The 26,582-nt window shown below is 70.5% G+C and carries 26 protein-coding genes and 1 tRNA gene; 12 read left to right on the forward strand and 15 right to left on the reverse strand.

Going from position 1 to position 26,582, the window contains the following annotated elements; all coding sequences use genetic code 11:
* Window positions 1-12: 12 nt before the first annotated feature.
* Together aztA and pgi are read left to right on the forward strand one after the other, a co-directional pair.
* The gene (aztA, locus tag ACLBWJ_RS05930; protein ID WP_274178427.1) at window positions 13-732 is read left to right on the forward strand and encodes a zinc ABC transporter ATP-binding protein AztA; all 720 of its coding nucleotides are present in this window, start codon (window positions 13-15) and stop codon (window positions 730-732) included.
* A complete protein-coding gene (gene pgi, locus ACLBWJ_RS05935; RefSeq protein ID WP_274178426.1) occupies window positions 729-2,414 on the forward strand; it encodes a glucose-6-phosphate isomerase in 1,686 nt (561 codons plus the stop codon). The genes aztA and pgi overlap by 4 nt, the downstream gene beginning before the upstream one ends.
* A 94-nt stretch (window positions 2,415-2,508) precedes the next feature.
* Here the strand turns inward: pgi and ACLBWJ_RS05940 are convergent, their stop codons facing one another.
* Window positions 2,509-3,063 (reverse strand): helix-turn-helix domain-containing protein, encoded by a 555-nt coding sequence (locus tag ACLBWJ_RS05940; RefSeq protein ID WP_112616623.1) that lies wholly within the window; start codon window positions 3,061-3,063, stop codon window positions 2,509-2,511.
* A gap of 66 nt (window positions 3,064-3,129) precedes the next feature.
* Here ACLBWJ_RS05940 and ACLBWJ_RS05945 point away from each other — a divergent pair, with 66 nt between their 5' ends.
* Entirely contained in the window at window positions 3,130-4,782 is a 1,653-nt protein-coding gene (locus ACLBWJ_RS05945) for an FAD-dependent oxidoreductase (protein WP_447659877.1), read from the forward strand.
* A 100-nt stretch (window positions 4,783-4,882) separates the two neighbouring features.
* On the opposite strand, the gene ACLBWJ_RS05950 is transcribed toward ACLBWJ_RS05945, so the two are convergent.
* The 4 genes from ACLBWJ_RS05950 to ACLBWJ_RS05965 form a co-directional block, all read right to left on the reverse strand.
* Window positions 4,883-6,982, reverse strand: a complete 2,100-nt coding sequence (locus tag ACLBWJ_RS05950; RefSeq protein ID WP_447659878.1) for a glucose PTS transporter subunit IIA — start codon at window positions 6,980-6,982, stop codon at window positions 4,883-4,885.
* Window positions 6,983-7,070: 88 nt separating this feature from the next.
* A complete protein-coding gene (locus tag ACLBWJ_RS05955) occupies window positions 7,071-8,573 on the reverse strand; it encodes a PepSY-associated TM helix domain-containing protein (RefSeq protein ID WP_447659879.1) in 1,503 nt (500 codons plus the stop codon).
* 81 nt (window positions 8,574-8,654) lie between these two features.
* On the reverse strand, window positions 8,655-9,299 hold the full coding sequence (locus ACLBWJ_RS05960; protein ID WP_404568252.1) for a hypothetical protein: 645 nt from the start codon (window positions 9,297-9,299) through the stop codon (window positions 8,655-8,657).
* A gap of 24 nt (window positions 9,300-9,323) precedes the next feature.
* Window positions 9,324-9,797 carry an S-ribosylhomocysteine lyase gene (locus tag ACLBWJ_RS05965; protein ID WP_114588189.1) on the reverse strand — a complete coding sequence of 158 codons (474 nt, stop codon included), beginning with the start codon at window positions 9,795-9,797 and terminating at the stop codon, window positions 9,324-9,326.
* Between the two features lie 230 nt (window positions 9,798-10,027).
* Between ACLBWJ_RS05965 and ACLBWJ_RS05970 the strand changes: the two genes are divergently transcribed.
* Window positions 10,028-11,047: an aggregation-promoting factor C-terminal-like domain-containing protein gene (locus ACLBWJ_RS05970; RefSeq protein WP_447659880.1), complete on the forward strand. Its 1,020-nt coding sequence runs from the start codon at window positions 10,028-10,030 to the stop codon at window positions 11,045-11,047.
* Between the two features lie 95 nt (window positions 11,048-11,142).
* On the opposite strand, the gene ACLBWJ_RS05975 is transcribed toward ACLBWJ_RS05970, so the two are convergent.
* Complete coding sequence (locus ACLBWJ_RS05975; protein WP_447659881.1) at window positions 11,143-11,271, reverse strand: hypothetical protein; 129 nt, start codon at window positions 11,269-11,271, stop codon at window positions 11,143-11,145.
* Between the two features lie 86 nt (window positions 11,272-11,357).
* Between ACLBWJ_RS05975 and ACLBWJ_RS05980 the strand changes: the two genes are divergently transcribed.
* The 3 genes from ACLBWJ_RS05980 (at window position 11,358) to ACLBWJ_RS05990 (ending at window position 14,026) form a co-directional block, all read left to right on the forward strand.
* Entirely contained in the window at window positions 11,358-11,630 is a 273-nt protein-coding gene (locus tag ACLBWJ_RS05980; RefSeq protein ID WP_114588191.1) for a VOC family protein, read from the forward strand.
* A gap of 23 nt (window positions 11,631-11,653) precedes the next feature.
* Window positions 11,654-12,892, forward strand: coding sequence for an amidohydrolase (locus ACLBWJ_RS05985; RefSeq protein WP_447659882.1), 1,239 nt, complete (start codon window positions 11,654-11,656; stop codon window positions 12,890-12,892).
* 69 nt (window positions 12,893-12,961) lie between these two features.
* A complete protein-coding gene (locus ACLBWJ_RS05990) occupies window positions 12,962-14,026 on the forward strand; it encodes a sodium:calcium antiporter (RefSeq protein WP_447659883.1) in 1,065 nt (354 codons plus the stop codon).
* A gap of 23 nt (window positions 14,027-14,049) precedes the next feature.
* Here the strand turns inward: ACLBWJ_RS05990 and ACLBWJ_RS05995 are convergent, their stop codons facing one another.
* Both ACLBWJ_RS05995 and ACLBWJ_RS06000 read right to left on the reverse strand, forming a co-directional pair.
* Window positions 14,050-14,382, reverse strand: a complete 333-nt coding sequence (locus ACLBWJ_RS05995) for a hypothetical protein (protein WP_112616605.1) — start codon at window positions 14,380-14,382, stop codon at window positions 14,050-14,052.
* Between the two features lie 313 nt (window positions 14,383-14,695).
* Window positions 14,696-16,495 (reverse strand): DUF2207 domain-containing protein, encoded by a 1,800-nt coding sequence (locus tag ACLBWJ_RS06000; protein ID WP_447659884.1) that lies wholly within the window; start codon window positions 16,493-16,495, stop codon window positions 14,696-14,698.
* Between the two features lie 35 nt (window positions 16,496-16,530).
* On the opposite strand from ACLBWJ_RS06000, the gene ACLBWJ_RS06005 reads away from it, so the two are divergent.
* Window positions 16,531-16,962 (forward strand): MarR family winged helix-turn-helix transcriptional regulator, encoded by a 432-nt coding sequence (locus tag ACLBWJ_RS06005; RefSeq protein ID WP_354451258.1) that lies wholly within the window; start codon window positions 16,531-16,533, stop codon window positions 16,960-16,962.
* A gap of 134 nt (window positions 16,963-17,096) precedes the next feature.
* On the forward strand, window positions 17,097-18,479 hold the full coding sequence (locus ACLBWJ_RS06010) for an HNH endonuclease (protein WP_447659885.1): 1,383 nt from the start codon (window positions 17,097-17,099) through the stop codon (window positions 18,477-18,479).
* A 138-nt stretch (window positions 18,480-18,617) separates the two neighbouring features.
* On the opposite strand, the gene ACLBWJ_RS06015 is transcribed toward ACLBWJ_RS06010, so the two are convergent.
* Window positions 18,618-19,043 carry an Hsp20/alpha crystallin family protein gene (locus ACLBWJ_RS06015; RefSeq protein ID WP_064956137.1) on the reverse strand — a complete coding sequence of 142 codons (426 nt, stop codon included), beginning with the start codon at window positions 19,041-19,043 and terminating at the stop codon, window positions 18,618-18,620.
* A gap of 150 nt (window positions 19,044-19,193) precedes the next feature.
* On the reverse strand, window positions 19,194-20,603 hold the full coding sequence (locus tag ACLBWJ_RS06020; protein WP_447659886.1) for an L-serine ammonia-lyase: 1,410 nt from the start codon (window positions 20,601-20,603) through the stop codon (window positions 19,194-19,196).
* A gap of 89 nt (window positions 20,604-20,692) precedes the next feature.
* On the opposite strand from ACLBWJ_RS06020, the gene ACLBWJ_RS06025 reads away from it, so the two are divergent.
* Window positions 20,693-21,763, forward strand: a complete 1,071-nt coding sequence (locus tag ACLBWJ_RS06025) for an FUSC family protein (protein WP_274178416.1) — start codon at window positions 20,693-20,695, stop codon at window positions 21,761-21,763.
* 13 nt (window positions 21,764-21,776) lie between these two features.
* Here the strand turns inward: ACLBWJ_RS06025 and ACLBWJ_RS06030 are convergent, their stop codons facing one another.
* From ACLBWJ_RS06030 to ACLBWJ_RS06045, 4 genes are all read right to left on the reverse strand, one after another.
* Window positions 21,777-23,030: an FAD-binding protein gene (locus tag ACLBWJ_RS06030; RefSeq protein WP_274178415.1), complete on the reverse strand. Its 1,254-nt coding sequence runs from the start codon at window positions 23,028-23,030 to the stop codon at window positions 21,777-21,779.
* A gap of 124 nt (window positions 23,031-23,154) precedes the next feature.
* Window positions 23,155-23,227, reverse strand: a tRNA-Arg gene (locus ACLBWJ_RS06035).
* A 76-nt stretch (window positions 23,228-23,303) separates the two neighbouring features.
* Window positions 23,304-23,921 carry an asparagine synthase gene (locus ACLBWJ_RS06040; RefSeq protein WP_269267287.1) on the reverse strand — a complete coding sequence of 206 codons (618 nt, stop codon included), beginning with the start codon at window positions 23,919-23,921 and terminating at the stop codon, window positions 23,304-23,306.
* A gap of 44 nt (window positions 23,922-23,965) precedes the next feature.
* A complete protein-coding gene (locus ACLBWJ_RS06045) occupies window positions 23,966-24,394 on the reverse strand; it encodes a YdeI/OmpD-associated family protein (protein ID WP_447659887.1) in 429 nt (142 codons plus the stop codon).
* 219 nt (window positions 24,395-24,613) lie between these two features.
* Here ACLBWJ_RS06045 and ACLBWJ_RS06050 point away from each other — a divergent pair, with 219 nt between their 5' ends.
* Window positions 24,614-25,030, forward strand: coding sequence for a DUF4383 domain-containing protein (locus tag ACLBWJ_RS06050; RefSeq protein WP_112616587.1), 417 nt, complete (start codon window positions 24,614-24,616; stop codon window positions 25,028-25,030).
* Window positions 25,030-25,575 (forward strand): hypothetical protein, encoded by a 546-nt coding sequence (locus ACLBWJ_RS06055; protein WP_114589210.1) that lies wholly within the window; start codon window positions 25,030-25,032, stop codon window positions 25,573-25,575. The genes ACLBWJ_RS06050 and ACLBWJ_RS06055 overlap by 1 nt, the downstream gene beginning before the upstream one ends.
* A 39-nt stretch (window positions 25,576-25,614) precedes the next feature.
* On the opposite strand, the gene ACLBWJ_RS06060 is transcribed toward ACLBWJ_RS06055, so the two are convergent.
* Window positions 25,615-26,550, reverse strand: coding sequence for an aldose 1-epimerase family protein (locus ACLBWJ_RS06060; protein WP_447659888.1), 936 nt, complete (start codon window positions 26,548-26,550; stop codon window positions 25,615-25,617).
* Window positions 26,551-26,582 lie beyond the last annotated feature (32 nt).

A 26,582-nucleotide genomic window follows, 5' to 3' on the forward strand; every position in this document is an offset into this window, starting at 1 on the left:
AATACTGGGTGGATGTCCAGCTCCACCACCCCACTCGTCCCCGGTGGCTCCGTCGTCGCCCTGCGGGAGGTGACCGTCGCCTTCGACGGGCACCTCGCCCTTCGCGGCGTGGATCTCGACGTGACCGGCGGAGAGGTCCACGCGATCGTGGGCGCCAACGGGTCGGGGAAGTCGACCCTGATCGCCGTCGCGGCCGGGCTCCTCTCCCCCACCTCGGGAACGGTGCGCCGGGAACCCGGCATCCGCGTCGGTCTCGTACCGCAGACCTCGAACGACGGCGCCCGCCTGCCGCTGACCGTGGCCGACCTGGTCGCGATGGGGCGCTGGCGCGAGCGGGGACCATTCCTGCCGCTGCGGCGCAGCGACCGCGCGCGCATCGCCGAAGCGATCGACACCGTCGGGCTGGCCCCGCTCGCCCGGCGGCCGCTCGGCCTGCTCTCGGGCGGCCAGCGCCAGCGGGCGTACATCGCGCAAGCCCTCGCGCAGGAGGCCGACCTGCTGCTGCTCGACGAACCGATGAGCGGACTGGATGCGGCATCCCGCGACGCCGTCGCATCCGCTCTCGCCGCCGTGGCGAGCACGGGCACGGCCGTCGTCGCCGTCACGCACGATCTGGCAGAGCTCGGCGACGTCGATGCCGTGTGCCGCCTGGTCGACGGGCGCGTCGTCGAGAGTTCTTCCGCCGCGCCGCGTGGACGCGGACACCGCGGCGCGGCTACCGTGAGAGCGTGACCGCTGCTCCCATCGATGCCACCACCACCGCCGCCTGGACCGACCTCGAGTCGCTGAAGAAGGGCTTCACCCCCGACCTCCGCGGGTGGTTCGACAGCGACCCCGGGCGCGTCGAGCGTCTGAGCCTGCCGCTGGCCGACCTGCACGTCGACCTGTCGAAGAACCTCGTCACCGATGAGATCGTCGCCGCCCTCGTGCGCCTGGCCGAGCAGACCGGCGTCGCCGAGCGCTACGCCGCGATGGTCTCCGGCGAGCACATCAACACCAGTGAAGACCGCGCGGTGCTCCACACTGCCCTGCGTCGCCCCGCCGGCGCCTCACCCGAGCTCGTCGTCGACGGCCAGGACATCGACGCCGACGTCCAGGCCGTGCTCGAGAAGATGTCGGCCTTCGCCGGCCGGGTGCGCTCGGGCGAATGGACCGGCATCACCGGCAAGAAGGTGACCCACGTCGTCAACATCGGCATCGGCGGCTCCGACCTCGGACCGGTCATGATCTCGGAGGCGCTTCGGCCGTACGCGACCGCCGGCATCCAGGCGCGGTTCGTGTCGAACATCGACCCGTTCGACATCGCGAACAAGACCGCCGACCTCGACCCCGAGACGACACTGTTCATCGTCGCGTCGAAGACCTTCACGACCCTCGAGACCCTCACCAACGCGCGCCTCGCCCGCGACTGGCTGTGGGCCGGGCTGCAGGAGGCCGGCGCGATCGACGACGGCGAGGCGCAGAAGACGGACGCCGTCGCCCACCACTTCGTCGCCGTCTCGACCGCGCTCGACAAGGTCGAGGCCTTCGGCATCGACCCCGCCAACGCGTTCGGATTCTGGGACTGGGTCGGCGGCCGCTACTCCGTCGACTCGGCGATCGGCCTGTCGCTCGTGATCGAGCTCGGCCCCGACGCGTTCCGCGACCTGCTCGCCGGCTTCCACGCGGTCGACGAGCACGTGGCATCCACCCCGCTCGAGAAGAACGTGCCGGTTCTCATGGGCCTGCTCAACGTCTGGTACACCAACTTCCTCGGCGCCCAGACGCACGCGGTGCTCCCTTACGCGCAGCAGCTGCACCGCTTCGCGGCCTACCTGCAGCAGCTCACGATGGAGTCGAACGGCAAGTCGGTCCGCTGGGACGGCACCCCCGTCACCTCCGACACCGGCGAGGTCTTCTGGGGTGAGCCCGGCACCAACGGCCAGCACGCGTTCTACCAGCTCATCCACCAGGGCACGCGGCTGATCCCCGCCGACTTCATCGCCTTCGTCAACCCGGCCCACCCGCTCACCGACGGCGGGCGCGACGTGCACGGGCTGTTCCTCGCGAACTTCCTGGCGCAGACGAAGGCGCTCGCCTTCGGCAAGACCGCCGAGGAGGTCGAGGCCGAGGGCACGACCGGAGCGCTCGTCGCGGCACGGACGTTCGCGGGCAACCGTCCGACGACGTCGATCTTCGCGCCCGCGCTCACCCCGAGAGTGCTCGGCGAGCTCATCGCGCTCTACGAGCACATCACCTTCACGCAGGGCACGATCTGGGGCATCAACTCGTTCGACCAGTGGGGTGTCGAGCTCGGCAAGCAGCTTGCCCTGCAGATCGCGCCCGCGATCGAGGGCGACGCCGACGCGCTCGCCGCGCAGGACGCCTCGACCCAGGCCCTCCTCGCCTACTACCGCACGCACCGCCACTCCTGACCCACAAACACACACCGTCGACTCGCCAGAGAACGCGAATGCCGGGACACCGGCATCCGCAGTTCTCGGCGAGTCGACGCGTAGGGGGCGGGTGTCAGGAGGGGGCCGTCAGGGTATGCATGCGCTCACCGGCGGCGTTGAAGATGCTGATGACCTCGGCGGGGCGCGTACCCACCGCGCTGATGGAATGCGGGGTGCGGGTGTCGAACTCCGCCGCCTCGCCCCGCGCGAGGATGAGCTCCTGGTCGTCGAGCACGAGCCGGATCCGCCCGCTCAGCACGTAGAACCACTCGAAGCCGTCGTGGACACGAGGGGCCGGCGCCTCATCGGACGGCGGGAACGTCACCTTGTAGGTCTGCACGGGTGAGCTCTCGCGCGTCAGCGGCGCGACGACATGACCGTGCCGGGTCGTCGCGGGCCGACGCACCCGGGGATCGGGATGCTCGGCGGGCACGAGATCGTCGATCCGGATGCCGAGCTGCCGCGTGAGCGGCACGAGAAGCTCGAGGTTCGCCTGACGCTTGCCCGACTCGAGCCGCGAGAGCGTGCTCGTCGACATGCCCGCCCGCTCCGCGAGCTCTTCGAGGGTGAGCCCGCGTTCCTGCCTGGCCGCGCGCAGGCGCGGGCCGATCTGATCCAGTCCGGTCATGCATCCAGTTTGCCATTTCCGCAAACCTGTTTGCCAGAGAGCACTCGAATCCGGATGCTGTTCGACATGCAGAATCTCGATCAGGACGTCGTCATCGTCGGCGCCGGCCCCGCCGGCCTCAGCGCCGCGCAGATGCTCGGGCGGGCCCGCCGCCGCACCCTCGTGCTCGACTCCGACAGCCCCCGCAATCGGTTCGCCGAGCACATGCACGCCGTCGTGGGCTTCGACGGGACCTCGCCCGCCGAGCTCCGCCGGCGTGGCCGAGAAGAGACGGAACGCTACGGCGTCGTCTTCCGCTCAGCACGCGTCGCGTCGGTGACCGAGATCGACGGCGGCCTCGAGGTCGGCCTTGCCGGCGGCACCGAGCGGATCACGACGCGAGCGCTTCTCGTCGCGACCGGCGTCTCCGACCGCATGCCCGATGTGCCGGGGCTCGCCGAGCGCTGGGGACGGACCGTGCTGCACTGCCCCTACTGCCACGGCTGGGAAGTGCGCGATCGCCGTATCGGCGTGCTCGCGACGTCGCCGATGAGCCTGCACCAGATCGAGCTCGTACGGCAGTGGAGCCCCGACGTCGTGGCGTTCACCGCTGCGGCGGGTGACCTCGGGGACGACGTGCGGGAGCGGCTGCGCGCTCGCGGCATCCGCACCGTCTCCTCGCCCGTAGTCGCCGTCACCGGCCCGGCGGAAGCGGCGGACGACGCCCACGACGCGGCGATCGGCGCTGTCGTGACCGCCGATGGGCAGCGCGTGGCGATCGACGCGATCTTCACCGGCGGACACCTCGAGCCTCACGACGGCTTCCTCGCCGGGCTCGACCTCGCCCGCGCCGACGGACCGGTCGGGTCGTTCATCGCCGTCGATGCGGCGGGGGCGACGAGCCACCCCCTCGTGTGGGCCGCCGGCAACGTCGTCGCACCGATGGCGAACGTCCCCCTGTCGATGGGCGCCGGGTCGATGGCCGGCGCCGCGGTCAACGCCGCGCTCGTCGGCCGCGACGCCGCCGCAGCGCTCGAGCGCCGCCGCGGTCACGCCGCCGACTGGGAGGCGCGATACGCCGAGACGGACCGGGTATGGTCGGGGCGGGTGAACGAGACGACCTCGACGGTGATCGCCGAGCTCGAGGCGGCGGGCTCGCTCACTCCGGCCGCGGCGCTCGATCTGGGCTGCGGCGAGGGCGGCGACGCCCTGTGGCTCGCATCGCGCGGGTGGTCGGTGACCGGCGTCGACCTGTCGCCGACGGCGGTCTCACGGGCCCAGGCGGCCGCCCGTGACGCTCAGGTCGACGCGACCTTCGTCGCCGGGGAGATCGACGCGGCCGAGCTCGGCGAGTTCGACCTTGTGACGACGAGCTTCCTGCACTCGTGGGACCCGGAGTTCTCCCGCATCCCGCTCCTGCGCGCCGCCCTCCGCCACGTCGCCCCGGGCGGGCGACTGCTCGTCGTGTCGCATACCGGCGGACCGCCGCGCGGCCCCGGGGACGGCGAGCCGCACGACCATCCCGACCATCCTCCGTTCCCCACGCCCGCCGAGGAGCGCGCCGCACTCGACCTCGATCCCGCCGAGTGGGTCGTCGAGCGCGAGGAGATCGTCGAGCGCGAGGAGATCGTCGAGCGGCCAGAGATCCGCGAGCACGGGGCCTCTGCGGCATCGAGCCACGCGGCATCCCGTCCCCCGCACCCGCTCGACGGCGTCCTCCTGCTCCGCCGCCTCCCCTGACCACGCCGACGTAAAACGTCGACTCGCCAGAATCTGCGGATGCCGGGGGCCCGGCATCCGCGATTCGTGGCGAGTCGACGTTGGGGTCGGGGGTTGGGGGTTACTTCTCCAGGACCAGGAGGGGGGCGCCGGTCGTCGTCGGGCCGAAGCCCACGGGGTCGACCGTCGCGAACGCGTCGCCGTTGAGGACGATGACCGGCGTGATCAGCGGGTAGCCCGCCTTCTCGATCACGGCACGGTCGAACGTCACGAGGGGCGTGCCCTGCTCGACGCGGTCACCGGCCTTGACGTGGACCTCGAAGCCCTCGCCCTTCAGGTTGACGGTGTCGATGCCGACGTGGATGAGCAGTTCCACCCCGTTGTCGAGCTCGAGGCCGAACGCGTGACCGGTCGGCTGTGCAGCCGCGACTGTTCCGGCACCGGGCGAGACGACGGTGTTGCCCGTCGGCTCGATCGCGACACCCGGACCCATGACGCCGCCACCGAAGACGGGGTCCGGCACCTCGGAGAGCGCGACGGCCGTGCCGTCGAGCGGAGACGCGATCTCGATCGCCGCCGACACCTCATCGGTGGCGCCGGGCTTGTCGAGGGTCGCGGTCGCGGTCCCCTGCGCGGTCTGCTTGGGTGCCGCGGTCGACGAGCCCGAGCCCGAGGCCGCAGCCGCAGCGGGCGCTGCCGCAGCACCGGCAGCCGTCGCGCCGGCCTTCGCCTCGGCCTTATCGCGCTGCGCCTCGAACTCGGCGCGCTGCTCGGGCGTTCGGTAGTCGCTGATGATGACGAGGGCCATCGCGACGACGAACGCCGCGAGCACGGCGATGCCGTAGAGGACGACCGAGTCGAAGGCAGGGATCGTCAGGAGCGACGTGAACACGAACGCCTGCGTCTTGACGCCACCTCCGATGCCGATGATGAGACCACCGACGAGGCATCCGACGAGCATCCGGGGGTAGATGCGCTTGAAGCGCAGGTGGATGCCGTAGAGCGAGGGTTCCGAGATGCCGCCGAGCAGACCGGCCGCGAGGGCTCCCGTCGCCGTCTGCCGCATCTGCTTGTCACGGGCACGCCACGAGATCCACAGCACGCCGGCGGTCGCGCCGAAGCAGGCGAAGTTCCACGCACCCATCGGGCCCTGGATGAAGTCGTAGCCGAGGTTCTGGATGTTCAGCAGCATGATCGCGTTGATCGGCCAGTGCAGGCCGAGCGGAACCATGAAGGGATACGCGAGCGGGATGACGACCGCGAAGATGAACGGCGAGAAGTCGTTGATCGAGCTCAGCAGGTTCGCGAGACCGGCACCCGCGTACACACCGATGGGTCCGATGAGGAAGGCCGTGAGCGGGATCATGATCAGCATCGCCAGGAACGGCACGAAGATCAGCTGGATGTTCTCGGGGATGACCTTGCGCAGCCCCTTCCAGAGCAGCCCGAGCGCACCCGCCATGAGCAGCGGCGGGAACACCTGCGAGCTGTAGTCGAAGATCGTCAGCGGCAGACCGAAGACCGAGACGGTCGTGATGTCCGAACCGAGGAAGTTGATCTGCTGCGCGCCCTCCTGAGTCGCCAGACCCGAGAACTGCGGCAGCATCACGACGGCCATGATCGCGAAGCCGACCCACGGGTCGGCCCCGACCTTCTTGGCCGCGTTGTAGGCGACCATGAGCGGCAGGAAGATGAAGACGCACTGCCACATCAGGTTGACGAACTGCCACGACGGGTCGAGGACGACGCCCGGGGCGTTCCAGGCCGGGATGACGCCGAGCGTCGCCATCAGCGCCATGAACGTGATGAACAGAGATGCGCCCAGCAGCGCGCCGAGGATGGGGCGGAACGAGTCCGAGAGGAACTCGAACAGGGAGTCGAGCCAGGCGACCTTGCCGCGCGGGCCCTTCGCGCGCTCGCGCGCCTTGACCGAGTCGATGTCGTCCTCGTCGACAGCGCCACCGCCGGCGCCCGACATCGAGGGGAGCGCGTTGATGTCGTTGTAGACGTTCTGGACGGCTCCGCCGATGACGACCTGGTAGCGGTTCCCGGCCTGCGGCACGGCGCCCATGACGCCGGGGATCGCCTCGACCGTCGACTGATCGACGTTCGAGGAATCGCGCAGTTGGAAACGCAGGCGCGTGGCGCAGTGCGTCAGACTCTCGATGTTTGCCGGACCGCCGACGGCGTCGACGATCGATTCAGCGGGGCTTGTCGCCATGGCTTCTCTCCTGTTCTCCGACGGGTGGCCGGAGTTCTTCGCCCGGAACTTTACCCTGAGAATTCGCCGGGAACGAGGGCTTGACCAGTCATGGCCTGACCACACTCGTTTCCGCTCCCCCGGAGGAAGATCTCCGCGCCCGACGACCCCGGGCGCCCTGTACGAGCGCATCCCCGATGACGAACGCGGCGAGCGGCAGGCCGACGAGGGGAAGGAAGTACCCGATGCCGATCGCGACGGCCACCACGAGCACGACACCCCATACCGGCGCGTTCGGAAGGGCCTCGCCGGGGACCGTGCCCATCCGGCGAGCGGGGTCGCGGGTGGGCCGGCGCTTCCACCACATCAGGTACCCGAGCACGACCATCGTCGCGATCCCTGCGGCGACCACGAACAGGACGAGCTGATTCACGAGGCCGAACATCGACCCCATGTGGAGGTCGACGGCCCACCGCGCGAGCTTCGCCATGAACGGGTAGTCCGCGAAGTCGACCCGGTCCACGACCGCGAGCGTGTCGCCGTCGATCGCGACACCGTCGACCTCCGTCGGGAAGCTGCGCTGGATCTCCTGGACGACCCACGCCTGCCCCGCAGCCGAGGGCGGCCGGATCTCGATGAGGCCGACGTTCACGTTCTCGGTGCGCGCGACCGCGAGCACGTCGTCGAAGGTGTCGGGTGAGACCGCGGCGGTCGGCGCCGCGACGACCCCGTGGTCCGCATGGGCTCCCGCAGCACCACCGGAGCCGGTGTCACCGAGCGCCGTCGACAGCGCCGGGTTCTGCCACGACAGTGCCGCTCGCAGCGTCGAGACGTTCGCACCGCCGTAGGTGGACCACGTGATGCCGGAGGCAGACAGGAAGAGCGCTCCGAGTACGAGCCAGACTCCGAGCGACGCGTGCCACCCGAAGAGGCGTCGGTAGCCCCGCGCTCCGCGCTTCGGGCGGAGCAGGTCCTTCTTGGCGCGCGCCGTACGCAGCCGCACCGCCCAGAGCGTGAGCCCGGCCACCACGACGATGCCGAGCCACGAGGCGGCGAACTCGCTGTAGAGGCGGCCCGGCTCGCCGAGGTGGAGATTGCGGTGCAGGTCGCTGACCCACGCGCGAAGCGGCAGCGCGCCGCTCGTGCCGTAGACCGTCAGGTCGCCTCGGATCTCGCCCGTTCCGGGGTCGACGAAGACAGCGCGGGTCTGGCTCGGACCGAGCCCCTCCTGGGCGAACATGACGCGCGTCGTGTCGCCCGCTGCGGGCGCGGGCCGCACCGCCGCGAGCGAGGCGGCGTCACCGATGTACCCCTCGGCGATGCGGACCTGGTCGCCGATCGGGAGCGTCGTCTCGGTGACCGGCGCGCTGAGCTCATGGGCGTAGATGACGCGCTCGAGCTGCGGCGTCACGACGTAGACCGCTCCGCTGAGCGCCGCGATCAGGATGAACGGGCCGACCAGGATGCCGGCGAAGAAGTGGATCCGCAGCAGCAGCGGCATGACCCACGCACGCGACCGCCGGGGCGGAGCGTGTTCGCGGGACGTGGGGGCGGGCGCGCCGCCCGTATCGGCGGCGCCGTCGGTGGACGCGTATGACTCGGTGATGGACATGGGACTCCTCGGTCATCGGGGTGCCGGCACGCGAAGCATGGTCAGCGCGCACGACGGATCGCCCCGACGGGCGCCGGGGCGTCAGAGAGCGAGGAGAGCGGGCGGGCCGCGACGCGCGGGCGCCGCGACGAGGGCGCGAAGGCGCGGTGTGCGAACGCTCGACGCGAGGGGGCGCAGACGCGGCGGCATCGGCGCGGAAGGGACGGCATCCCGAGTCACAGACCGCAGCCGCGTCGCGATGCGCCGCGCGAGATCGGCGAGCGCCGCGAGCAGCCGTTCGCCGCGATGCAGCAGCAGGGTCGTGATGGCGGCCGCCAGGATGTGGGCACCGATCATCGCGGCGTCCGGGGCTGCCGCAGCGATCGCACCCGGCGCGGACGGGGATGCCGGGAGCGACATATGTCCCGCGTGCAGGCTGAACGGCCCCGTCAGGCCCGACGCCGGCGTGGGCATCCGTGCGGAGCCTGCGAGCGGCACGACTCCGAGGGCGAACATGACGTGGAAGAGCGTCTGCGCGGCCGTGACCGCGGCACCGAGGCGCACGACCGAGACGCGGCACCCGACGACGGGGAGGCTGATCATCAGCGACAGCGCCCACGGGAGGGCGGCACCCAGCGCCGAGGGCGGTTCGCCTCCCGCTGCGACGTGCGACAGCAGCGCGACGAACGTGGCCAGGGTCGCGGCAGCGGCGGCTCGCAGCGCGCGCTGGTGGCGAGAAGGGGTCACGTCGCGGCGGTCGGTCGGCTGGCGTCAGACGCCGACGCGGGAGAAGGCGTCGAGGCTGATGCCCTGATCGAGGACGGTCTTCGACCACTCGCGGGCCGAGTGCAGCGAGTGGTCACGGTAGTTGCCGCACTCGAGAGCGGAGACGCCCGGAATGTCGGCCTCGACGGCCTCCTCGGCGATGAACCGCAGGCTGCCGGTGAGCGCCGCGACGACATCGGCGACCTCGGGCTCGCCCCACATGAGCAGGTGGAAGCCGGTGCGGCATCCGAACGGCGAGATGTCGATGACCCCCGCGATCCGATCGCGGAGGAGACCCGCGAGCATGTGCTCGATGGTGTGGATGCCGGCGGTCGGGATCTCGCCGGCGTTGGGCTGCACGAAGCGGACGTCGAAGTTGGTGATGGTTCCGCCGTCCGGTCCGTGCTCGACGCCGATCCGGCGCACGTACGGGGCCAGCACAGCGGTGTGATCCAGCGTGAAGCTCTCGATTTCAGCCACGTGTTCCTCCTTCGACGCGGACGGTCGGACGGCCGCCGAGCGCCGCCGTTCCGGCCAGAGTAACGCTCCCCGTCATGGGCTCGGCGCGCTCGGGCATTCAGGTTACGTCCAGGGACTGTCCGGGACTCGTCCAGACTCAACCCGCAGACTCGGGGAGTTTTGTGCGTCCGCCCGAGACGCCCGCCGCCTGTCGCGGTGCCCGCAAACATCGAAGGACCGCCCCTGTTCGCATGACTTCTTCGTCGAACCAGACCACCCGCCGCGACCTGCGGCGCTCCGCCAGCGTGAGCTCCAGCTCCGCATCCCGCCGCTTCGTCCGTCCCGCCGCACTCACCCTCGGGCTGGCCATGGGGCTGACCGCGGTCGTGGGCACGACTGCCTCGGCCGCACTGCCCACGGCATCCGGCCCCGCACCGGTGATGCAGCGCGCTGCACTGGTGACCGCCGCGGCCACGTCGACGGCGAAGCCGCTCAGCGCGATCGAGCAGGCCACGAGCGACGCCGTCGCCGCGGCTGAGGCATCGGTCGTCGAGGCCGCCACCGTGACCGGCGACGTCTCAGCCGCCGCGCTTCCGATCGAGGGCGAGACGACGATCGACACGACGCAGCTGCGCGAGCGCATCGAGGGCCTGAAGGACACCGAGGTCATCCCGACGCTGCTCCTGCCCGACCTCACCGACCAGCTCACGGACGCAACCGACGACGTGCAGGCCGAGACGGCCGACCTCCGCGGACGTCTCGAGGCCGCACAGGCGCAGAAGGCCGCCGAGGAAGAGGCCGCGCGGATCGCCGCCGAAGAGGCCGCAGCCGCTGAGGCCGCCGCGAAGGCGAAGGCCGAGGAAGAGGCCGCCGCGGCCGCAGCGCAGCGTTCGAGCGGCTCGCGCTCCTCGTCCTCGTCCTCGTCCGCGCCCGCTGCTTCGGCGGTCGCTTCGACGGGCGACAACTCCCCCGGCGCCGCGCAGCAGGCCGCGAGCAACATGCTCGGCGAGTTCGGCTGGGGCCAGGACCAGTTCTCGTGCCTCGTCTCGCTCTGGAACAAGGAGTCGGGCTGGAACTACCAGGCCTACAACAGCGGCAGCGGTGCGTACGGCATCCCGCAGGCGCTTCCCGGCAGCAAGATGGCTTCGGCCGGTGGCGACTGGCAGACCAACGCCGTCACCCAGGTTCGCTGGGGCCTCGGCTACATCTCCGGCCGCTACGGCTCGCCCTGCGGCGCCTGGGGCCACTCGCAGTCGGTCGGCTGGTACTGATCACCGCTCGCTGACGGTTCGCGAAAGCGCACGTCCGCACGGTCCGCTCACGCGGAGACCGTGCGGACGTGCGCTTTCGCCGTTCCGGAGCGGGGTCAGTCCTCGTCGAGGGGGTCCTCGTCGACGGGGTCCTCGGCCGTGACCTCGAGCGTCGGAGCTTCCTCGATCGGGTCGATGGGCATCTCACCGGGTGCGACGAAGGGCACGTTTCCATTGAGGCTCATGGTGGTTCCTCCCTGCAGTTCGTGAGTGGCTCACGCTACGACGTCGCCAGCGAGCGGTCAGCCCGGTTGCCGTCCGGCGATACCGGGTGTACCCACTGTCCGAGGGCGGGAGTACCGTCGGTCGCGACGAGGAGGTCACCGGCTCGAAGAGGGGGCGCAACCGCCTGCACATCGACGTGTCGGTCGCACCCGTCGACGGTGCTCGCCGCGCGACGGCCGAGGCCGTGGATGCCGAGAAGGATCGTCTCGTCGGGCTCGGGGCGAGCGTCGTGCGACTGGTGGAACAGCAGTGGGGCGCGTGGCCCGAGCGGTATTGGCAGATGCGAGACCCCGAAGGCAACGAGTTCTGCCTCCAGTGATCGTCCGGCATAGGGTCGAGGGCATGGCCCCCCGCATCCTCGCCGTCGTGAACGGCCGCATCGTCCCCGTGTCCGCGCCCGTCATCGAGAGCGGGACGGTGATCGTCACGGACGGCGTGATCACCGCCGTCGGCGGGGCCGAGACGCCCGTGCCCGACGGCGCCGAGATCGTGGATGCCGCGGGGCGCTGGGTTCTGCCCGGGTTCGTCGAGGCCCACGGCCACCTCGGAGTCCACGAGGACGGCGAGGGCTGGTCGGGCAACGACACCAACGAGATGACCGACCCCAACGGCGCCCGCTTCCGCGCGCTCGACGGCATCGACATCGACGAGGTCGGGTTCCGCGACGCCCTGCGCGGCGGCGTCACCTCCGTCGTGATCAAGCCGGGGTCGGGCAACCCGATCGGCGGACGCACCGTCGCCATCAAGACGTGGGGCGGGCGCACCGTCGACGAGCAGGTGATCGCCGAGAACGTGTCGGTGAAGTCCGCCCTCGGCGAGAACCCCAAGCGCGTCTACGGCGACAAGAAGCAGACGCCCTCGACCCGCCTGGGCGTCGCGTCCGTGTTGCGCGACGCCTTCGTCGGCGCCCAGAACTACGTCGCGAAGCGGGATGCAGCGGCGGCCAAGGGCGAGCCGTTCGAGCGCGACCTCGGCAAGGAGACGCTCGCTCAGGTGCTCGACGGCACGCTGCTGTGGGATCAGCACAGCCACCGTCACGACGACATCGTCACCGCGATCCGGCTCGCCGAGGAGTTCGGCTACCGGCTCGTCGTGAACCACGGCACCGAAGGCCACAAGATCGCGGACGTCCTGGCCGAGAAGGGCATCCCCGTCATCTTCGGGCCGATGCTCACCTCGCGCTCGAAGGTCGAGCTGCGCGACCGGGCGATCGGGGCACTCGCCCTGATCGCCGAGGCCGGCGTCACCGTCGCCATCACGACCGATCACCCGGTGGTGCCGATCGACCAGATCCGTCTGCAGGCGATCCTCGCCGTGCGAGAGGGCCTCCCGGCGGATGTCGCGTTGCAGGCGCTCACGACGAACCCGGCCAGCATCCTGCGACTCGACGACCGCGTCGGCGCCCTCGAGGCCGGGCGCGACGGCGATCTCGTCCTGTGGTCGGGCGACCCGCTCGCGGTGGAGTCGCGAGTCGAGCACGTCGTCATCGGCGGCACCACGGTGCTCGAGACCACGGACAACGGCGATGTGCACATCGTCGAGCGGTGGGAGCGGTTCGGCCGGTCCAGCTGGCTCCGCTGAGCCGGAGTCCATTCCGGCCGCGAACGCAAGCGGTACGCCGTCGCACCGGTTCGGGTGTGCACTGAGGGGATGTCGAACCTGCCCCTCTGGCTGCTCCTCCTGGTCTTCGCCGCTGCCGCCGCCGTGGTGTGGGTGGCCGGCATCCAGCTCTCGAAGTCGACCGACGTCCTCGACGATCGCTGGCACATCGGCAGCGCGTTCGGCGGGCTGATCGTGCTCGCTGTGGCCACGAACCTGCCCGAGATCGCCATCACCGTCAGTGCCGCCATCGCGGGCAACCTCGAAGTCGCCGTGGGCAACATCCTGGGTGGCATCGCGCTGCAGACCGTGGTGCTGGTGATCCTCGACCTGTTCGGCAAGCGCGGTCGCGGGGTCAGGCCGCTGACCTATCGCGCCGCATCCCTCGTCCTCGTGCTCGAAGCCGTGATCGTGGTCGCCGTGCTCGCGGTCGTGATGGCGGGGAGCCAGCTTCCCAGCGACCTCGTCGTCGCACGCCTCACCCCCGATGTCGTGCTCATCGCGGCGCTGTGGCTCGCCGGGCTCTTCCTCGTGCAGCGCGCCGGCAAGCACCTCCCCTGGCACGAGAACGGCACGTCGCCGGGTGCGAGTGAACACACCCCGGGGCACCGGCGCGCCAAGCCGCGGCATCCGCATCATTCGATGAGCACCGGGGCGGTCGTCGCGATCTTCGCGGTCTCCGCGCTCGCGACGCTCGGAGCCGGTGTCGTGCTGGAGCGGGTCGGCGACGCCATCGCCGACGAGATCGGCCTGTCGGGTGTGCTGTTCGGCGCGACCATCCTCGCGCTCGCGACCGCGCTGCCGGAGATCTCCACGGGGCTGCAGGCCATCCGTCAGGGCGACGACAATCTCGCGATGAGCGACATCTTCGGCGGCAATGCGTTCCTGCCCGTGCTGTTCCTCGTGGCCACCCTGATCTCGGGCCAGGCGGTGCTGCCGCAGGCGAATGGAGCCGACATCTACCTCACCGCGCTGGCCGCGCTGCTGACGCTCGTCTACGTCGTCGGGCTCATCTTCCGGCCGGCGAAGCGGATCGCCGGGATGGGTGTCGACTCGCTGACCGTGCTCGTTCTCTACGGCGCCGGGATCGCGGGGCTCTTCGCCGTCGCCGCGTGACCGGACCGCGACGGGCGGGCGACTCAGACCTCGTCGGAGCGCGGCGACCGCACCGACCATCCGACCCGCCGCAGCGCATCGGCCAACCGCGCGGCCTCTGTCGCCGCGACATCCCAGGACACGTCCGAGCAGACGTCGACGGCGAGCGGCGGCGGGTCGGCGAACTTCGGGATCTGCACCTCGGCCCACACGTCCCGGCCCAGCCCGACGCGCGGGAAGGCCGTACCCGCATTCTCGATCGCCCCGTCCGATACGAAGGCGATCGTCTCGAGGGCATCGGGCTTGGCGATCGGCAGGTCGACGACGAGCGTGACCACGAAGGGTCCGCTGGCGGTGTCTCGGCCGTGGGCGTGCACGCGCTCATCCTGACAGACCCGCGGCACTGCGGAGGCCGAAAACCGGATGTCGTCGAGGTGCCGGCTCAGCGTTTCCGATGATTACGAAAAGATAACGGGAAAACCCTTGCTCGTCGTTACCTCGCCGTTATAGAGTGCTCGCACGGTAGCTGTTTTGCTGTGGCAGCCACCGGCATGTGATTGCAGGAAACTCTTGGTGCAAAGGGACGAGGGTCCGACCGAATGCCTCTTCGGTCGGACCCTCAACTGCTTTCCGGCCGCGAGAGCCGACCGCGCGTGACGACCGCGCGCGACGACCGCGCGTGACGACGCGTCAGGCGCCGCCACCACCGCCTCCGCCGCCTCCCCCGCCGGCAGACCCGCCCCCGCTCGACCCGCCCGAGGTCGACGACGACGACGATGCCGCCGACGACAGCGTGCCGATACCTGCCGCGAACGATGACGCATCGAACGCCGCCGTTCCCACGTACCACCCCGGCGTCGCGATGCCCGCGTCGCCGTAGAGCGCCGTCAGGTGCGCAGCCCACTCCTTCTCGCGGCCGAACAGCACGGCGTACGGCAGCAGCCGCTCGTAGATCCGGAGCATCTCCCGGGGGTCGTCCGTTGCGACCGGCTCGCGCTCAGCGCCGGTCGGCGACTGCAGCATCCGGATGCGGTCGGCTTCGGCCCACCGGATGAAGAGGTCCAGCCCGCGCAGGTGGTCGCGGATCTCTGCCCCCGTGTCCGACAGCGGCTCACCGGCGACCGCGAAGACGACCACCAGGAACGACGCCGCCGCCAGAACGATGCCGACGATGGGCAGTGCGGGGTGGACGTAAGCGTTCAGCGCGAGCGCACCGAACAGGATGACCAGACCCGCCGCGATGGCCCATGCGGCGACGGGCCAGCCACGCACTCCCGCCGGCACGGGCTTGTACATGCCGCGACCGCGGAGACTGTCTTTGGCCAACTTCAGCGCCCGCTGGGTCTCGGTGGACAGCCGGGTGTCGGAGGATCCGAAGCGGTAGACCTCACCACGACGGTGATGCGGGAACATGCCGCGCAGGAGTCTGCGCCCGTTCTCGTCTGCGGCCCGAGGGTCGACGAGCTCCGCCTGCAGCTTCGCACGTCCCCAGCGGCTCTTCCCATCGTCGACGACGCGGATGGCGCCCACCAGCGCCAGCTCGAGGACCTCGGCGGGAATCGCCTTCGACGTCTTCTGCAACAGCACCGCCGCGTCGATCGCATCGATGCGGCGCGGTGGCGCGTACTCGGCGATGACCGTCGGGCGCCCGGGCTCGTCGCGGAGGTACCGCCGGCGATTGCGCAGCGCCCAGCCGGTGGCGCCGGCGAGCAGCGCCGTCGACCCGGACTGGAGCCATCCGAGCGGCGACGCCAGGAACCCGGTGTCGTACACCTCGAACGTGCCCTCCTCGAACCCGACGGCGAAAGTGAGCGTCTTGTGCGGCGCGAGGTCGGTCGCCGAGGCGGTGATCGCGGTTCCGTCCGGTGAGGCGACGATCTCGGGACACGGCGTGGTGCTGTCCTGCTCGCCGACATAGCAGGCCTGCCGGCCGGCGAGGGCGTCCGCGATAGCGGGGTCGACCCGCAAGGTGGCCGTCACCTGCCGGAACGGCTGGTTCCAGTCGGTGCCGTTGACGTCCCAGTAGAACTCGAGCCCGGTGTCCGGGAAGTCCCACACGACATTCTCGAGGTCGTAGGTGAAGACGAAGGTGTTCGGCCCGTGCAGGTACTCGGGCCCGCGCGTCAGGATGCCGAGGGTGCCGTCCTCGCTGTCGGTCTCGACGGGACGGGCATCGCCGTTCTCGTCGGTGACCGAGATGAGTTCCGGATGCAGCGGCTGCCCGTTGTAGGTCTCGGGCAGAAGGCGGCGCATGCCCCGGTTCTGATCGGACTGGGGGAAATCGGCGACGAAGGTCTCGACGACCCGCATCCTGGCCGTGCCGTCCTCGTCGCGGCTGAGGGTGTAGTCCACGGCGAGCGAATCGAAGACGAAGGCGTCGAGATCGGCGGATTCGTCGGCGGATGCCGCGGCAGGGACCGCCAGCCCGAAAAGGCCCGTGATCAGCACGAGGACCACGATCGCGAGTGCCGCCCGGGTGCGACGCATCATGCCGACCAGCATAGGCGGGCAGTAAAGTTGTCGCCATGAACGATCGTCGTCGCGCCGTTGCCGCGTGGGAGAGTCTCTTCCGCGCGCAGCACGAGATCTTCGACGACATCAGCAATGACTTCGCCGGCGATGAGCTGACCCAGGCCGAGTACGACGTGCTCCTGACGGTCGCGCGAGGCACGGGCCATCGCGCTCGCCTGCGAGACGTCACCGCGAACATGCTCATCAGCCAGCCGAGCGTCTCGCGCCTGGTCGATCGGATGGTCGCGCGCGGCCTCATCACCAAGTGCGGCGACCCGACGGATGGCCGCGGCGCAATGCTCACGGCGACGCCGGAGGGGATGTCGGCGTTTCGTCGACTCGCCGCCGCCCACGGCCGCTCCATCGCCGAACGGATGTCGGTGCTGTCGACCGAAGAGCTCGAGCAGCTCGAGCAGCTGACGACGAAGCTGCGACGTCTGTCCTGACCACCGCGCGGACCGGAGCCGGTCGCGCGGTGTCGCTCGGTGTCGTTTCCTCCCCAGGCGGAACGGTGCCCCGACTTTCGACAACCGAACATAGGTTCGACTCGGATGTCGTACCCCGCTGTCACAATGGGAACATGACGGCGAGTGACGGGGGAAGCGAGGCGCGACGCGACGACGTCACGCCGTCGCAAGCGCTCGCTTTTGCGAGGTACGCGGAGGCCCTTGACCTCTCTCACGCCGCTGACATCGCTCGCACCCGGGCGCTGGCCGACCTGGGTCACGCCGCCCTGCACGACGCGCGCCGCGACGGGGTGCGGGGTATGGCGTCGGACATGGAGTTGCGTTCAGTCGCGGCCGAAGCGGCCGGGATGGCGCGGTTGACGGATCGGCGGCTGCAGGGTGAGATCGACCATGCGATGACCGTCATCGACGACTATCCCGCGGTGTTCGAGGCGTGGGTGCAGCGGCAGATCGAACGTGGCCACGTGAATGTGGTCGTGCGGGTCGGTGCGGGGCTTCCGAATGAGGTGCGGGATTCGTTCGCGGAAGCCGCGATCGCGGTGTGCGAGCGGGACGTGCCGTCGCGGGTGCGGGGTGCGCTGGATGCGTTGGCAGCCCGGCTTCACCCGCAGACGTTCACCGACCGGCACAAGACCGCGGCGGCGGAGCGGTGCGTACGGGTGTTCCACGGGTCGGATGGGATGTCGAATCTCGTCGCGAACCTCCCGACGGTCATCGCCGCCGGGATGCTCGACCGGCTGACGCAGATGGGGCAGTCCGTGAAGGACGCCCGGGCGGAGGGCGACGGGGCGGAAGGTGCCGGGGCGGATGCCGCTGGGTCGGGTAAGCCCGCCGACACCAGGACGATGGATCAGCTGCGCGCCGACATCCTCGGTGACCTCGTCCTCGGTGGGGCGCCCGTGGTCGACCCGACCTACGGGGCCGACCGGGCTGGTGGGCTCGGCGCGATTCGGGCACGCGTGCAAGTCGCCGTCACGGCGGAGACGTTGATGGGGCGTGACGAGAACCCCGCCGAAGCCGTGGGCGCTGCGCTGATCGATGCCGACACGGCACGCGAGCTCGCCGGGCAGGTCAGCGAGTGGGACCGGCTCTTCATCGCCCCCGTCACCCGCACCCCGGTCGAGATCGACACCTACCGGCCCACCGCTTCGATGAAGAAACTCCTGATGGCGCGCGACCAGCACTGCCGGTTCCCCGGATGCCGACGAGCCGCGCTCCGCTGCGAGATCGACCACACGATCGATCACGCCCTCGGCGGGCACACCCACATCTTCAACCTCGCCCACCTCTGCCAACGACACCACTCGATGAAGCAATTCACGAAGTGGGAGGTCAGGCAGATCGGCGGCGGGGTCCTGGAATGGACCTCACCCCTCGGCCGGGTCTACCGCGAAGACGTACCCATACCGGCCGTCTGCTTCACCATCGCCACCACGGATCCGCCACCGGATGCGACACGCGGCGGACCACCGCCGGACGAACCGCCACCCTTCTGAGTGCTGCAGCCACGCAGTCGGGCGCGCGCATCGCGCGCCTTCGAATCGGTCGCGGGCGCTGGGGGATATACGCGAAAGGGCGGCCGCCGCCCCCGAAAGAGCTGCGGCCGCCCGTCGTGCGAACGCGGATCTGCGCGATCAGTTCTCGATCGGCACCACCGGCGCGGCTGCGTCGGTCGTGACCTCGACCTTGCGCGGCTTGGCCTTCTCGCTGACCGGGATGGTCACAGTCAGGACGCCGTTGTTGTAGGTCGCGGCGATGCCTTCCGTGTCGACGCCCTGGCCGAGGTTCAGCTGACGCAGGAAGCTCGCGGCTTCACGCTCGCGCGTGATCCACTTCACTCCGTCACCGCTCGCGAGCGTGCGCTCGGCGCGGATGGTCAGCAGCTGGCCGTCGACGTCGATGTCGACCGAGCCCGGGTCGATGCCCGGCAGGTCGGCGGTCATCACGTAGTGGTCGCCGTCACGGTAGAGGTCCATCGGCATGCGACGGGGGCCACGGCGCGTGTCGAAGAGGCTCGAGGCGATGCGGTCGAGGTCGCGGAACGGGTCATAAGTAGCCATCGATCTTTCCCTTCTCTGATGCTTCGTGTTGAGATCTGAAAGTTGAGCCATATGGGCTCAACTGCACCCAGATTAGCACTCTCCCCCATCGAGTGCCAAGGGTTCGCGCACGGCGAACAGCGCCCCGAAGATGGGGCGCGCAAGGGCCTCTCAGCACTCGACGACGTTCACCGCGAGACCGCCCTCGCTCGTCTCCTTGTACTTGTGCGACATGTCTATCCCGGTCTGGCGCATCGTCTCGACGACGGCATCCAGCGACACGTAATGCTGCCCGTCACCCCGCAACGCGAGTCGCGCCGCGGTGACCGCCGTCGACGCCGCGATCGCGTTGCGCTCGATGCACGGGATCTGCACGAGGCCACCGACCGGGTCGCACGTGAGCCCGAGGTGGTGCTCCATCGCGATCTCCGCCGCATTCTCGATCTGCGCGCTGTTGCCGCCCATGACCGCCGTCAGGCCTCCCGCAGCCATTGCGCACGCAGATCCGACCTCGGCCTGGCAGCCGCCCTCCGCACCCGAGATGGACGCGTTCGCCTTGAACAGCGACCCCAGCGCCGTCGCGGTCAACAGGAACCGCCTGATGCCGCGGCGCCGATCCAGATCCTCCGACGCGAGCCGCGACTCCGCCGCGAACCGCCACCAGTACATAGCCACCGCCGGAAGGATTCCTGCGGCACCGTTGGTGGGCGCGGTGACCACGCGTCCACCCGACGCGTTCTCCTCGTTGACGGCGAGCGCGAAAGCACCGAGCCACTCCCCCGGCAGCTCACGCCCACCCGCCGCCTCCGCCTGTTCGAGCTGCGCCCGCATCGCCCCCGCCCGGCGCCGCACGCGCAGCATCCCCGGCAAGGTGCCGTCGGCTCGAAGCCCCGCCTCGACGCACCCCGCCATGGCATCCCAGATCGCGTCGAGGCCGGCAGCGACCTCGGCCTCCGGCCGGAGTGCCTCCTCGTTGCGGCGCGCGAGGCCGGCGATGCTCATCTGCTCGCGCTCGCACAGCTCGAGCAGCTCCGCCGCGGTGCTGAAGCGGTACGGCCAGGCGACAGCGCCCGAACCTCCGCGCCGTCCGCCCGCCTCGGCGGCTTCGCCTGCGCGTCGGATGAAGCCGCCCCCGACCGAGAGATACGTTTCCGACGCGACGAGATCGCCCGCGGCGTCCCACGCGCTCAGGGTCATCGCGTTGGGATGCTCCGGAAGCCGCGTCCGCGGTTCGAAGGTCACGTCGCTCCGCGAGAACGGCACCGCGTGCCACCCCGCGAGCACCAGGGGCGACCCGTCGACCCATTCGGTCCACGCGCCGCGAACCACGTCGGGATCGACGGTCTCGGGCGCATGACCCTGTAGCCCTGCGACCACGGCGTCGGGCGTGCCGTGCCCGATCCCGGTCGCTCCGAGCGACCCGTACAGCACGCAGCCGACCCGTGCGACCTCGGGAAGCCGCCCCGCGGCCTCCAGCCTGACGACGAAAGCACGGGCAGCACGCAACGGGCCGACCGTGTGGGAGCTCGAGGGTCCTACACCGATGGAGAACAGCTCGAACGCCGAGACGTAAGCGCTCACTCGCCCAGGCTACGCCAGCATCTGCCGTACGGGCCCGGCGGCGTCAAGGGGCTGCTGTCGGGCGCGCTGTACGCCTATCGTCGCGATTGATGACCGCCGTACCCCATCCCCGCCTTGTCTCGCTGAAAGCCGCCGCGCGGACCGCGGGCGGAGAGGCCTTCGCGCTCTCTCGTCTGCTGCTCGCCGGCAAGGCGGCCCTCGCCGCTGCGATCGCCTGGTATCTCGCGCCGTACGTACCTTTCGCGCACGACGAGTACTCCTACTACGCTCCGCTCGGCGTGCTCGTGAGCATGTATCCGACGATCGCCGACTCGGCCAAGGCCGGCCTGCAGGCGGTCGGCGGCCTGGCGATCGGCATCGCGATCGGCCTGGTGGGCCTGTGGTTCGTGTCGGGCCCCAGCCCCCGCATCGTGGGTGTGGCGATCGTCGTCGGCGTCGGCGTCGCCGTCGGCGGCATCCGGGCGCTCGGCACCGGCCGAGACTGGATCGCCATCGCCGCCCTGTTCGTACTGCTGCTCGGGGCGAACGACGCGGGCGGCTTCTCGGTGTCGTACCTCGTCACGATGGCGTTCGGCGTCGTCATCGGCGTCGCCGTCAATCTCGCCATCATTCCGCCCCTCTACCTCCGCCGCGCCTCCACACGCCTGTCGCAGCTGCGCGACGCCGTATCGGACCGGCTCGAGATGCTCGCGACCTCGATCGCCGACGGCGAACCGGCCGACGAGGCCGGTCAGCGCTATCTCGAGGAGATCCTCGACGCCGTGTCGACCGACGTCCGCGAGGCCGCACGCAGCCGCAAAGCGCATCCGCTCGCCCGTCGCCGACGGGGCATCGAGACGGAGAACAACCGCCGATTGCGCGCCCTCGAGAACACCGTCCGCCAGACGATCGAGCTGGCCGACGGCATCGACGGGCTGCCCCTCACACCGGATGCCGCGCCCCCGCGTGCCGCACTCGCCGAGGCTGTCCGTGCGACCGCCCGAGCCGTGGCTCGCCCTCTGGGCGACCCCGCCGCCGCGACCACGGTCGAGGATGCCGAGAAGGCGCTCGCCCGCGTCGTCGAGACGGTTCCCGCCCGCAACGACGGGCGCATCTCACCGTGGACGCGGACCGCCGTCGACCTCAGCCGCATCATCGACGCCTCGCGACCCTTCACCTGAGCCGCGGGGCTCCTCAGCGCGCGGGGATGCCCAGTACCCGCTCGAGGTAGGGGCCCGAGAACTTCCCCGTCGGGTCGACGCGCGCCACGAGCTCCCGGAAGTCATCCAGGTGCGGCAGCGATCCGCTGATGGGCATCGAGAAGACCTTGCCCCAGTGCGGGCGCGGATCGAAGGGGGCGAGCGCCCGCTCCACGTGCGAGATGGCCGTGCGCACGGCATCCGGCTCGTTCTTCCAGGTGAAATGGATGCACACGCTGTCACGTCCGAACCCGGGAGAGAGCCAGAGGTCATCGGCGGCGACGGTGCGCAGCTCCGTGACGAGGAGGGCGGGCTCTACCCGGTCGGCGATCGAGCGGACGGCGGCGATGGCGTCGACGGCGACAGCCCGGTCGACCCAGTACTCCGTCTGGATCTCGTCGCCGTTGGACGGCGTCGCATCGATGCGGAAATGAGGCAGACGCTCGCACCAGTCGCCCGGGACGCCGCCCTGCTCGGTCGTGTTGTCGACCCCGTCGGCCGCCGGCGAGTCCGCCTTCGCCGTCACCCGGCGTGCGCTCAGCACTCGTTCCGGCATGTCGGGAGCCGCGGTGTCGTCGAGGCGCTCCTTGACCCATACCTCGCCGACGTCGGGCGTGTTCCAGCGTGTGAAGACACTGACGCTGTAACCGGCTGCCGTCACCTCGTCGAATCGCTCGAAGAGGTCATCCCACGTCAGGCCGGCGTAGGTGTCCTGCCTCACCTGATACGTCGGCTCGATCGCGAGCGTCAGCCGGACGACCGGCCCGAGGGCGCCGAGGTGGACCACACTGCCGGCGAAGTCGGCGTCGCCCGCGGAGACCGTGCGGAGCTCGCCGCCCGGGCCGATGAACTCAAGCGCTCGCACGGCGGTGGCGAGGGATCCGTTGCGATCCCCCGAGCCGTGCGTCGACGTCGCCGTCGCACCTCCGACGGAGATGTGGGGCAGCGACCCCATGTTGTGCAGCGCCCAGCCGTGATCGGCGAGGTGTCGCGCGACCACGGCGTAGCGCGTGCCGGCCCCCACTGTCACCGTGCGGGCCGTGTCGTCGACCTCGATGTCGGGCGCGATCGCCGTCAGGTCGAGAAGGGTGCCGGGAGTATCGGCCAGATCGTTGAAGGAATGCCGCGTTCCCAGCGTCCGGATGCGGTCGTGTGAGGCGACGAACCGCTGCGCCTCGGCGATCGTCGTCGGTGTCAGCACGGCTTCGGCGGCGAAGGTGTGCGTTCCGGCCCAGTTCCGTTCGGTCACGAACCCACGCTACGCGATACCCGCCGAGAATGTATAGCGACGCAACAAAGTCGGCGGGAGCAGCCAGGAAAACAAAGAAGCCCCCGCAGAGCGGAGGCTTCTCGTTCACTGTCTCAACACAGTGTGCGCCCGAAGGGACTCGAACCCCTAACCTTCTGATCCGTAGTCAGATGCTCTATCCATTGAGCTACGGGCGCATGTCCCGGAATCTCTCCCGGGCCGTCGTCAAGCATAGCCCGCTCTCGCGCAAAGAGCGAATCGAGCGCGGAGTGGCTAATCGATCACCGGCGCGACCGCGGAATCCACGGCCTCGTCGCGCTCGACCGCCTGGCGCTGAGCATTGCGCCGCTGCGAGCGCAGGCGCGGCAGATCGACCATCCGCAGGGCCTGCATGCGGGCCGTGCGCATGCGCTCGTAGTCGGGCTCGAGATCGGGCCGCGCCGCCTCGATCCGCAGCGTGCGATCGATGTTTCCGGCCACCTCGCCCCACGCGGCCTCGCGCGCGTCGGCGATGAGCTTGCGCAGCTCGGCCTCGTCGGCGGCGCGCTCGCGCAGCTCCTTCGCGATCCGCAGCGACTGCTTCCGCCGTCGCCGCAGGTTCGACACATCACGGCTGCGATAGTCGTGCGTTCCGCTCGAATCGCTGTAGCGGCCGCTCGCCGCCTTGCGTTCACGGTGGGTGCGTTCGGCGTCGGCCTCGGCCTCCTCGGCGAGCGAGATCAGCGCGTCACGCGCGTCGTCGAGGAAACGATCGGCCTCGAAGTCGCGCCCATCGGCGAGGATGTCGACGAGGATGGCGTTCTTGAGCGCAAGGCGGGTCGCCGCGGAGGCGATGTACAAACCTTCGGCGACGATCTCCGAGCTCTTGGTACGCGCTTGACGGGTGGCCAACGCTGCCCCTCCTCACCTCACCCCAATCCTACGGGGCGCGCGTGTCAGCCGAGCTTGGCGACGACCGCCGCGATCCGCCGCGCGCGCGTCTCGGGCGCCTTCGCGGACTCGATGTTCACGACGTGCGCCTTGCGCGCACTCGGCGACAGCGCGGCGAACTCCTCACTCGCCCCGGCATCCGTCAGGGCGGTGGCGAGATCGGCCGGCACCTCGACCTCGCGCGGCGCGTCGTCGAGCTCGATGTCGACGACGATCCGGTCGCCTCCCGCAAGCCCGCTCTCGCGCCGTCGCTCCGCTGAGAAGGGGATGAGGGCGAGACCCCGCATCGACCCCACCGTGCTGCGGAAAGCGAACCCGTTGACCGTGACCGAGACCGCCGGGCGACGGCCGCCGCCGAGGGCATCCAGCACCGAGAACGGCACCTCGATGCCGGTGTTGTTGCCGAACTGGGACAGCGTGGTCTCGAATCGCACGCTCCTCCATACCACCGCCCGATAAGGGCGCACAAGGCCTGTGAGCCGTGAGATCGCTGACCGTAGCCTCGCGTCACGGCCTGGGCATTACTCCCCATCGATATCGACGACTCACACAAGATCGGACGCCCCGGGCTCCGTCAGAGGCAAACCGATCTGCCACTGTCACCGAACAACCGCAGCACCGCGACATCCGTCGCCCAATGGGAGGGAACCCTCATGCGTACATCACCGAACCGCCTCGTGGCGATCATCTTCGGCGCCGTCTACATCCTCGTCGGCCTCCTCGGCTTCACCGTGACCGCGGGCGTCGACTTCATCGCCACCGAGGGTGGCCTGCTGCTCGGCATCTTCGAGGTCAACCCGCTGCACAACATCGCGCACCTCCTGATCGGTGCCGCGCTGCTCATCGGCGGCCTCTCGGGCGTCCGCGCCGCGAAGGGCGTCAACGTCACCGTCGGAGCGGCCTACCTGCTGCTCGGCATCGTCGGCTTCTTCATCCAGGACAGCGCTGCGAACGTGCTCGCCCTGAACACCGCCGACCACTTCCTCCACCTCGCCAGCGCCCTCGTGCTGCTGGGTGTCGGCCTCGGCACCGACCGCGCCGTCGACAACCGTCGCCACGCCGTCGCCTGATGAACACCGCCGCGCTCACCCGCTCCTGGCCCACGCTCGCCGCGTGGGGGGCTGGCCTGCTTCAGCTCGGCGTGGGCGCGGGCATGATCACGCAGGGCACCGGCGTCGCTGACCGCGGCGTCGGTGTCCTCGCGGCCGTCGTCGGGGCGGCCGCTCTCGGTTGGGGCGTCGCCGCCCTGACCCGCGGCCGCCTCGTCGCTCCCCGCGTCGCGATGGCCATCGCCGTCGTCGGCACGGTCGTATCGGGGCTCGCTCTCGCAGCGGACCCGATGCGGATCAGCGTGCACGCCGTCGGCGTGACCGCGCTTCTCCACGTGGCGTACGGCGTGGCCGCGGCGGCCGTCGTGCGCCGGGCGCGCTCTGCGTCCGCCGGCACCTCCCCTGCCGACGCCCGCGTCGCCCCGCGGACGAGCGTCATCGGACTCGTCGCAGGCTGCGTCATCGTCGCCGGGCTCGTCACGCCTGCGCTGGGCGCGACGGAAGCCGGCCGGGCCGCCCCGAGCCACTCCGATCACCCGCTCTTCTCCACCGAGCACAGCCACTGATCCAGCCGCCGCTCGGCGGCTCGCACAGCTCGGATCCGGTCAGATCGCGCTGATGCGCCAGGAGGCCTCGACCGTGCCGGCCGGCTCGATGAAGACGAGCCCCGCGTCGTAGTCGTACCGTGAGGCGTTGAAGGCATCCGGCGCGCACGTCATGGGCTCGACGGCCAGACCCGCGCGGTGCCCCGGCTGAGCCGGCCCGCCGGGGAGGTCCGCGGTGTGAACCTGGACCCACGGGCACAGGGCATCCCACGAGATCGCGACACCGGTCCCCGACGGGTCGGTCACCCGTACGGCGGCGATGCCGTCCTCGGCACGTGAGAGCGCCGTGAACGCGTGGTCGATCTCGACGGGGCCCAGCGTCCGCGGCTGGCGGAAGTCGAACTCGGCGACATCCGCGACGTCGGCCAGCCCGACCGGCGAGAGCCGATCGGGGGTGACCTCGAGCACACGGTCGGCAGGCAGCTCGAACGTCCACTCGTCCAGCGGCCCCGATCCGGCGACGAGATACGGGTGCGGGCCGGTGCCGAAGGGCGCGGCATCCGCGCTCTCGTTCGTCGCACGCACCGTCTGCGTCAGGCCGTCGGCCCCGAGCCGGTAGGTCGTCTCGATGCGCACGGTCCACGGGTAGGCGGTCTGCGCGACGATCGTGGCGCCGAGCGTCACGTGATCGGCCCCGACGACCACGGGCTCGAAGTCGAGCCACGCCACCAGGCCGTGCAGCGCGTGGTGGCGCTCGGGCTCGGTGAGCGCGAGGCGGTAGCGCGTGCCCGCCACCTCGTACTCACCGTCGACGACGCGGTTGGGCCACGGTGCGAGCGTCGCACCGCGGTATCCCGGGCGCACCTCGTCCTCGCCGTAGGGCACGACGAGGTCGCGTCCGGCGACCTGGAAGGAGCGCAACGACGCCCCCACGCTCGCCACGATCGCCTCGGCGTCGCCGAATCGCAGCACGTACGACGTTCCGGATGCCGCCACGGGCGCCCCCTCTCGGTTCTGGTCCTCGGAGC

The organism is Microbacterium sp. M4A5_1d (assembly GCF_053345465.1).

Excerpts from the sequence above, each read along its gene's own strand:
- aztA (WP_274178427.1), top strand. The coding sequence starts at position 13 with ATGTCCAGCTCCACCACCCCACTCGTCCCCGGTGGCTCCGTCGTCGCC.
- ACLBWJ_RS05940 (WP_112616623.1), bottom strand. The coding sequence starts at position 3,063 with ATGACCGGACTGGATCAGATCGGCCCGCGCCTGCGCGCGGCCAGGCAG.
- ACLBWJ_RS05945 (WP_447659877.1), top strand. The coding sequence starts at position 3,130 with ATGCAGAATCTCGATCAGGACGTCGTCATCGTCGGCGCCGGCCCCGCC.
- ACLBWJ_RS05950 (WP_447659878.1), bottom strand. The coding sequence starts at position 6,982 with ATGGCGACAAGCCCCGCTGAATCGATCGTCGACGCCGTCGGCGGTCCG.
- ACLBWJ_RS05955 (WP_447659879.1), bottom strand. The coding sequence starts at position 8,573 with ATGTCCATCACCGAGTCATACGCGTCCACCGACGGCGCCGCCGATACG.
- ACLBWJ_RS05970 (WP_447659880.1), top strand. The coding sequence starts at position 10,028 with ATGACTTCTTCGTCGAACCAGACCACCCGCCGCGACCTGCGGCGCTCC.
- ACLBWJ_RS05975 (WP_447659881.1), bottom strand. The coding sequence starts at position 11,271 with ATGAGCCTCAATGGAAACGTGCCCTTCGTCGCACCCGGTGAGATGCCC.
- ACLBWJ_RS05985 (WP_447659882.1), top strand. The coding sequence starts at position 11,654 with ATGGCCCCCCGCATCCTCGCCGTCGTGAACGGCCGCATCGTCCCCGTG.
- ACLBWJ_RS05990 (WP_447659883.1), top strand. The coding sequence starts at position 12,962 with ATGTCGAACCTGCCCCTCTGGCTGCTCCTCCTGGTCTTCGCCGCTGCC.
- ACLBWJ_RS06000 (WP_447659884.1), bottom strand. The coding sequence starts at position 16,495 with ATGATGCGTCGCACCCGGGCGGCACTCGCGATCGTGGTCCTCGTGCTG.
- ACLBWJ_RS06005 (WP_354451258.1), top strand. The coding sequence starts at position 16,531 with ATGAACGATCGTCGTCGCGCCGTTGCCGCGTGGGAGAGTCTCTTCCGC.
- ACLBWJ_RS06010 (WP_447659885.1), top strand. The coding sequence starts at position 17,097 with ATGACGGCGAGTGACGGGGGAAGCGAGGCGCGACGCGACGACGTCACG.
- ACLBWJ_RS06015 (WP_064956137.1), bottom strand. The coding sequence starts at position 19,043 with ATGGCTACTTATGACCCGTTCCGCGACCTCGACCGCATCGCCTCGAGC.
- ACLBWJ_RS06025 (WP_274178416.1), top strand. The coding sequence starts at position 20,693 with ATGACCGCCGTACCCCATCCCCGCCTTGTCTCGCTGAAAGCCGCCGCG.
- ACLBWJ_RS06050 (WP_112616587.1), top strand. The coding sequence starts at position 24,614 with ATGCGTACATCACCGAACCGCCTCGTGGCGATCATCTTCGGCGCCGTC.
- ACLBWJ_RS06055 (WP_114589210.1), top strand. The coding sequence starts at position 25,030 with ATGAACACCGCCGCGCTCACCCGCTCCTGGCCCACGCTCGCCGCGTGG.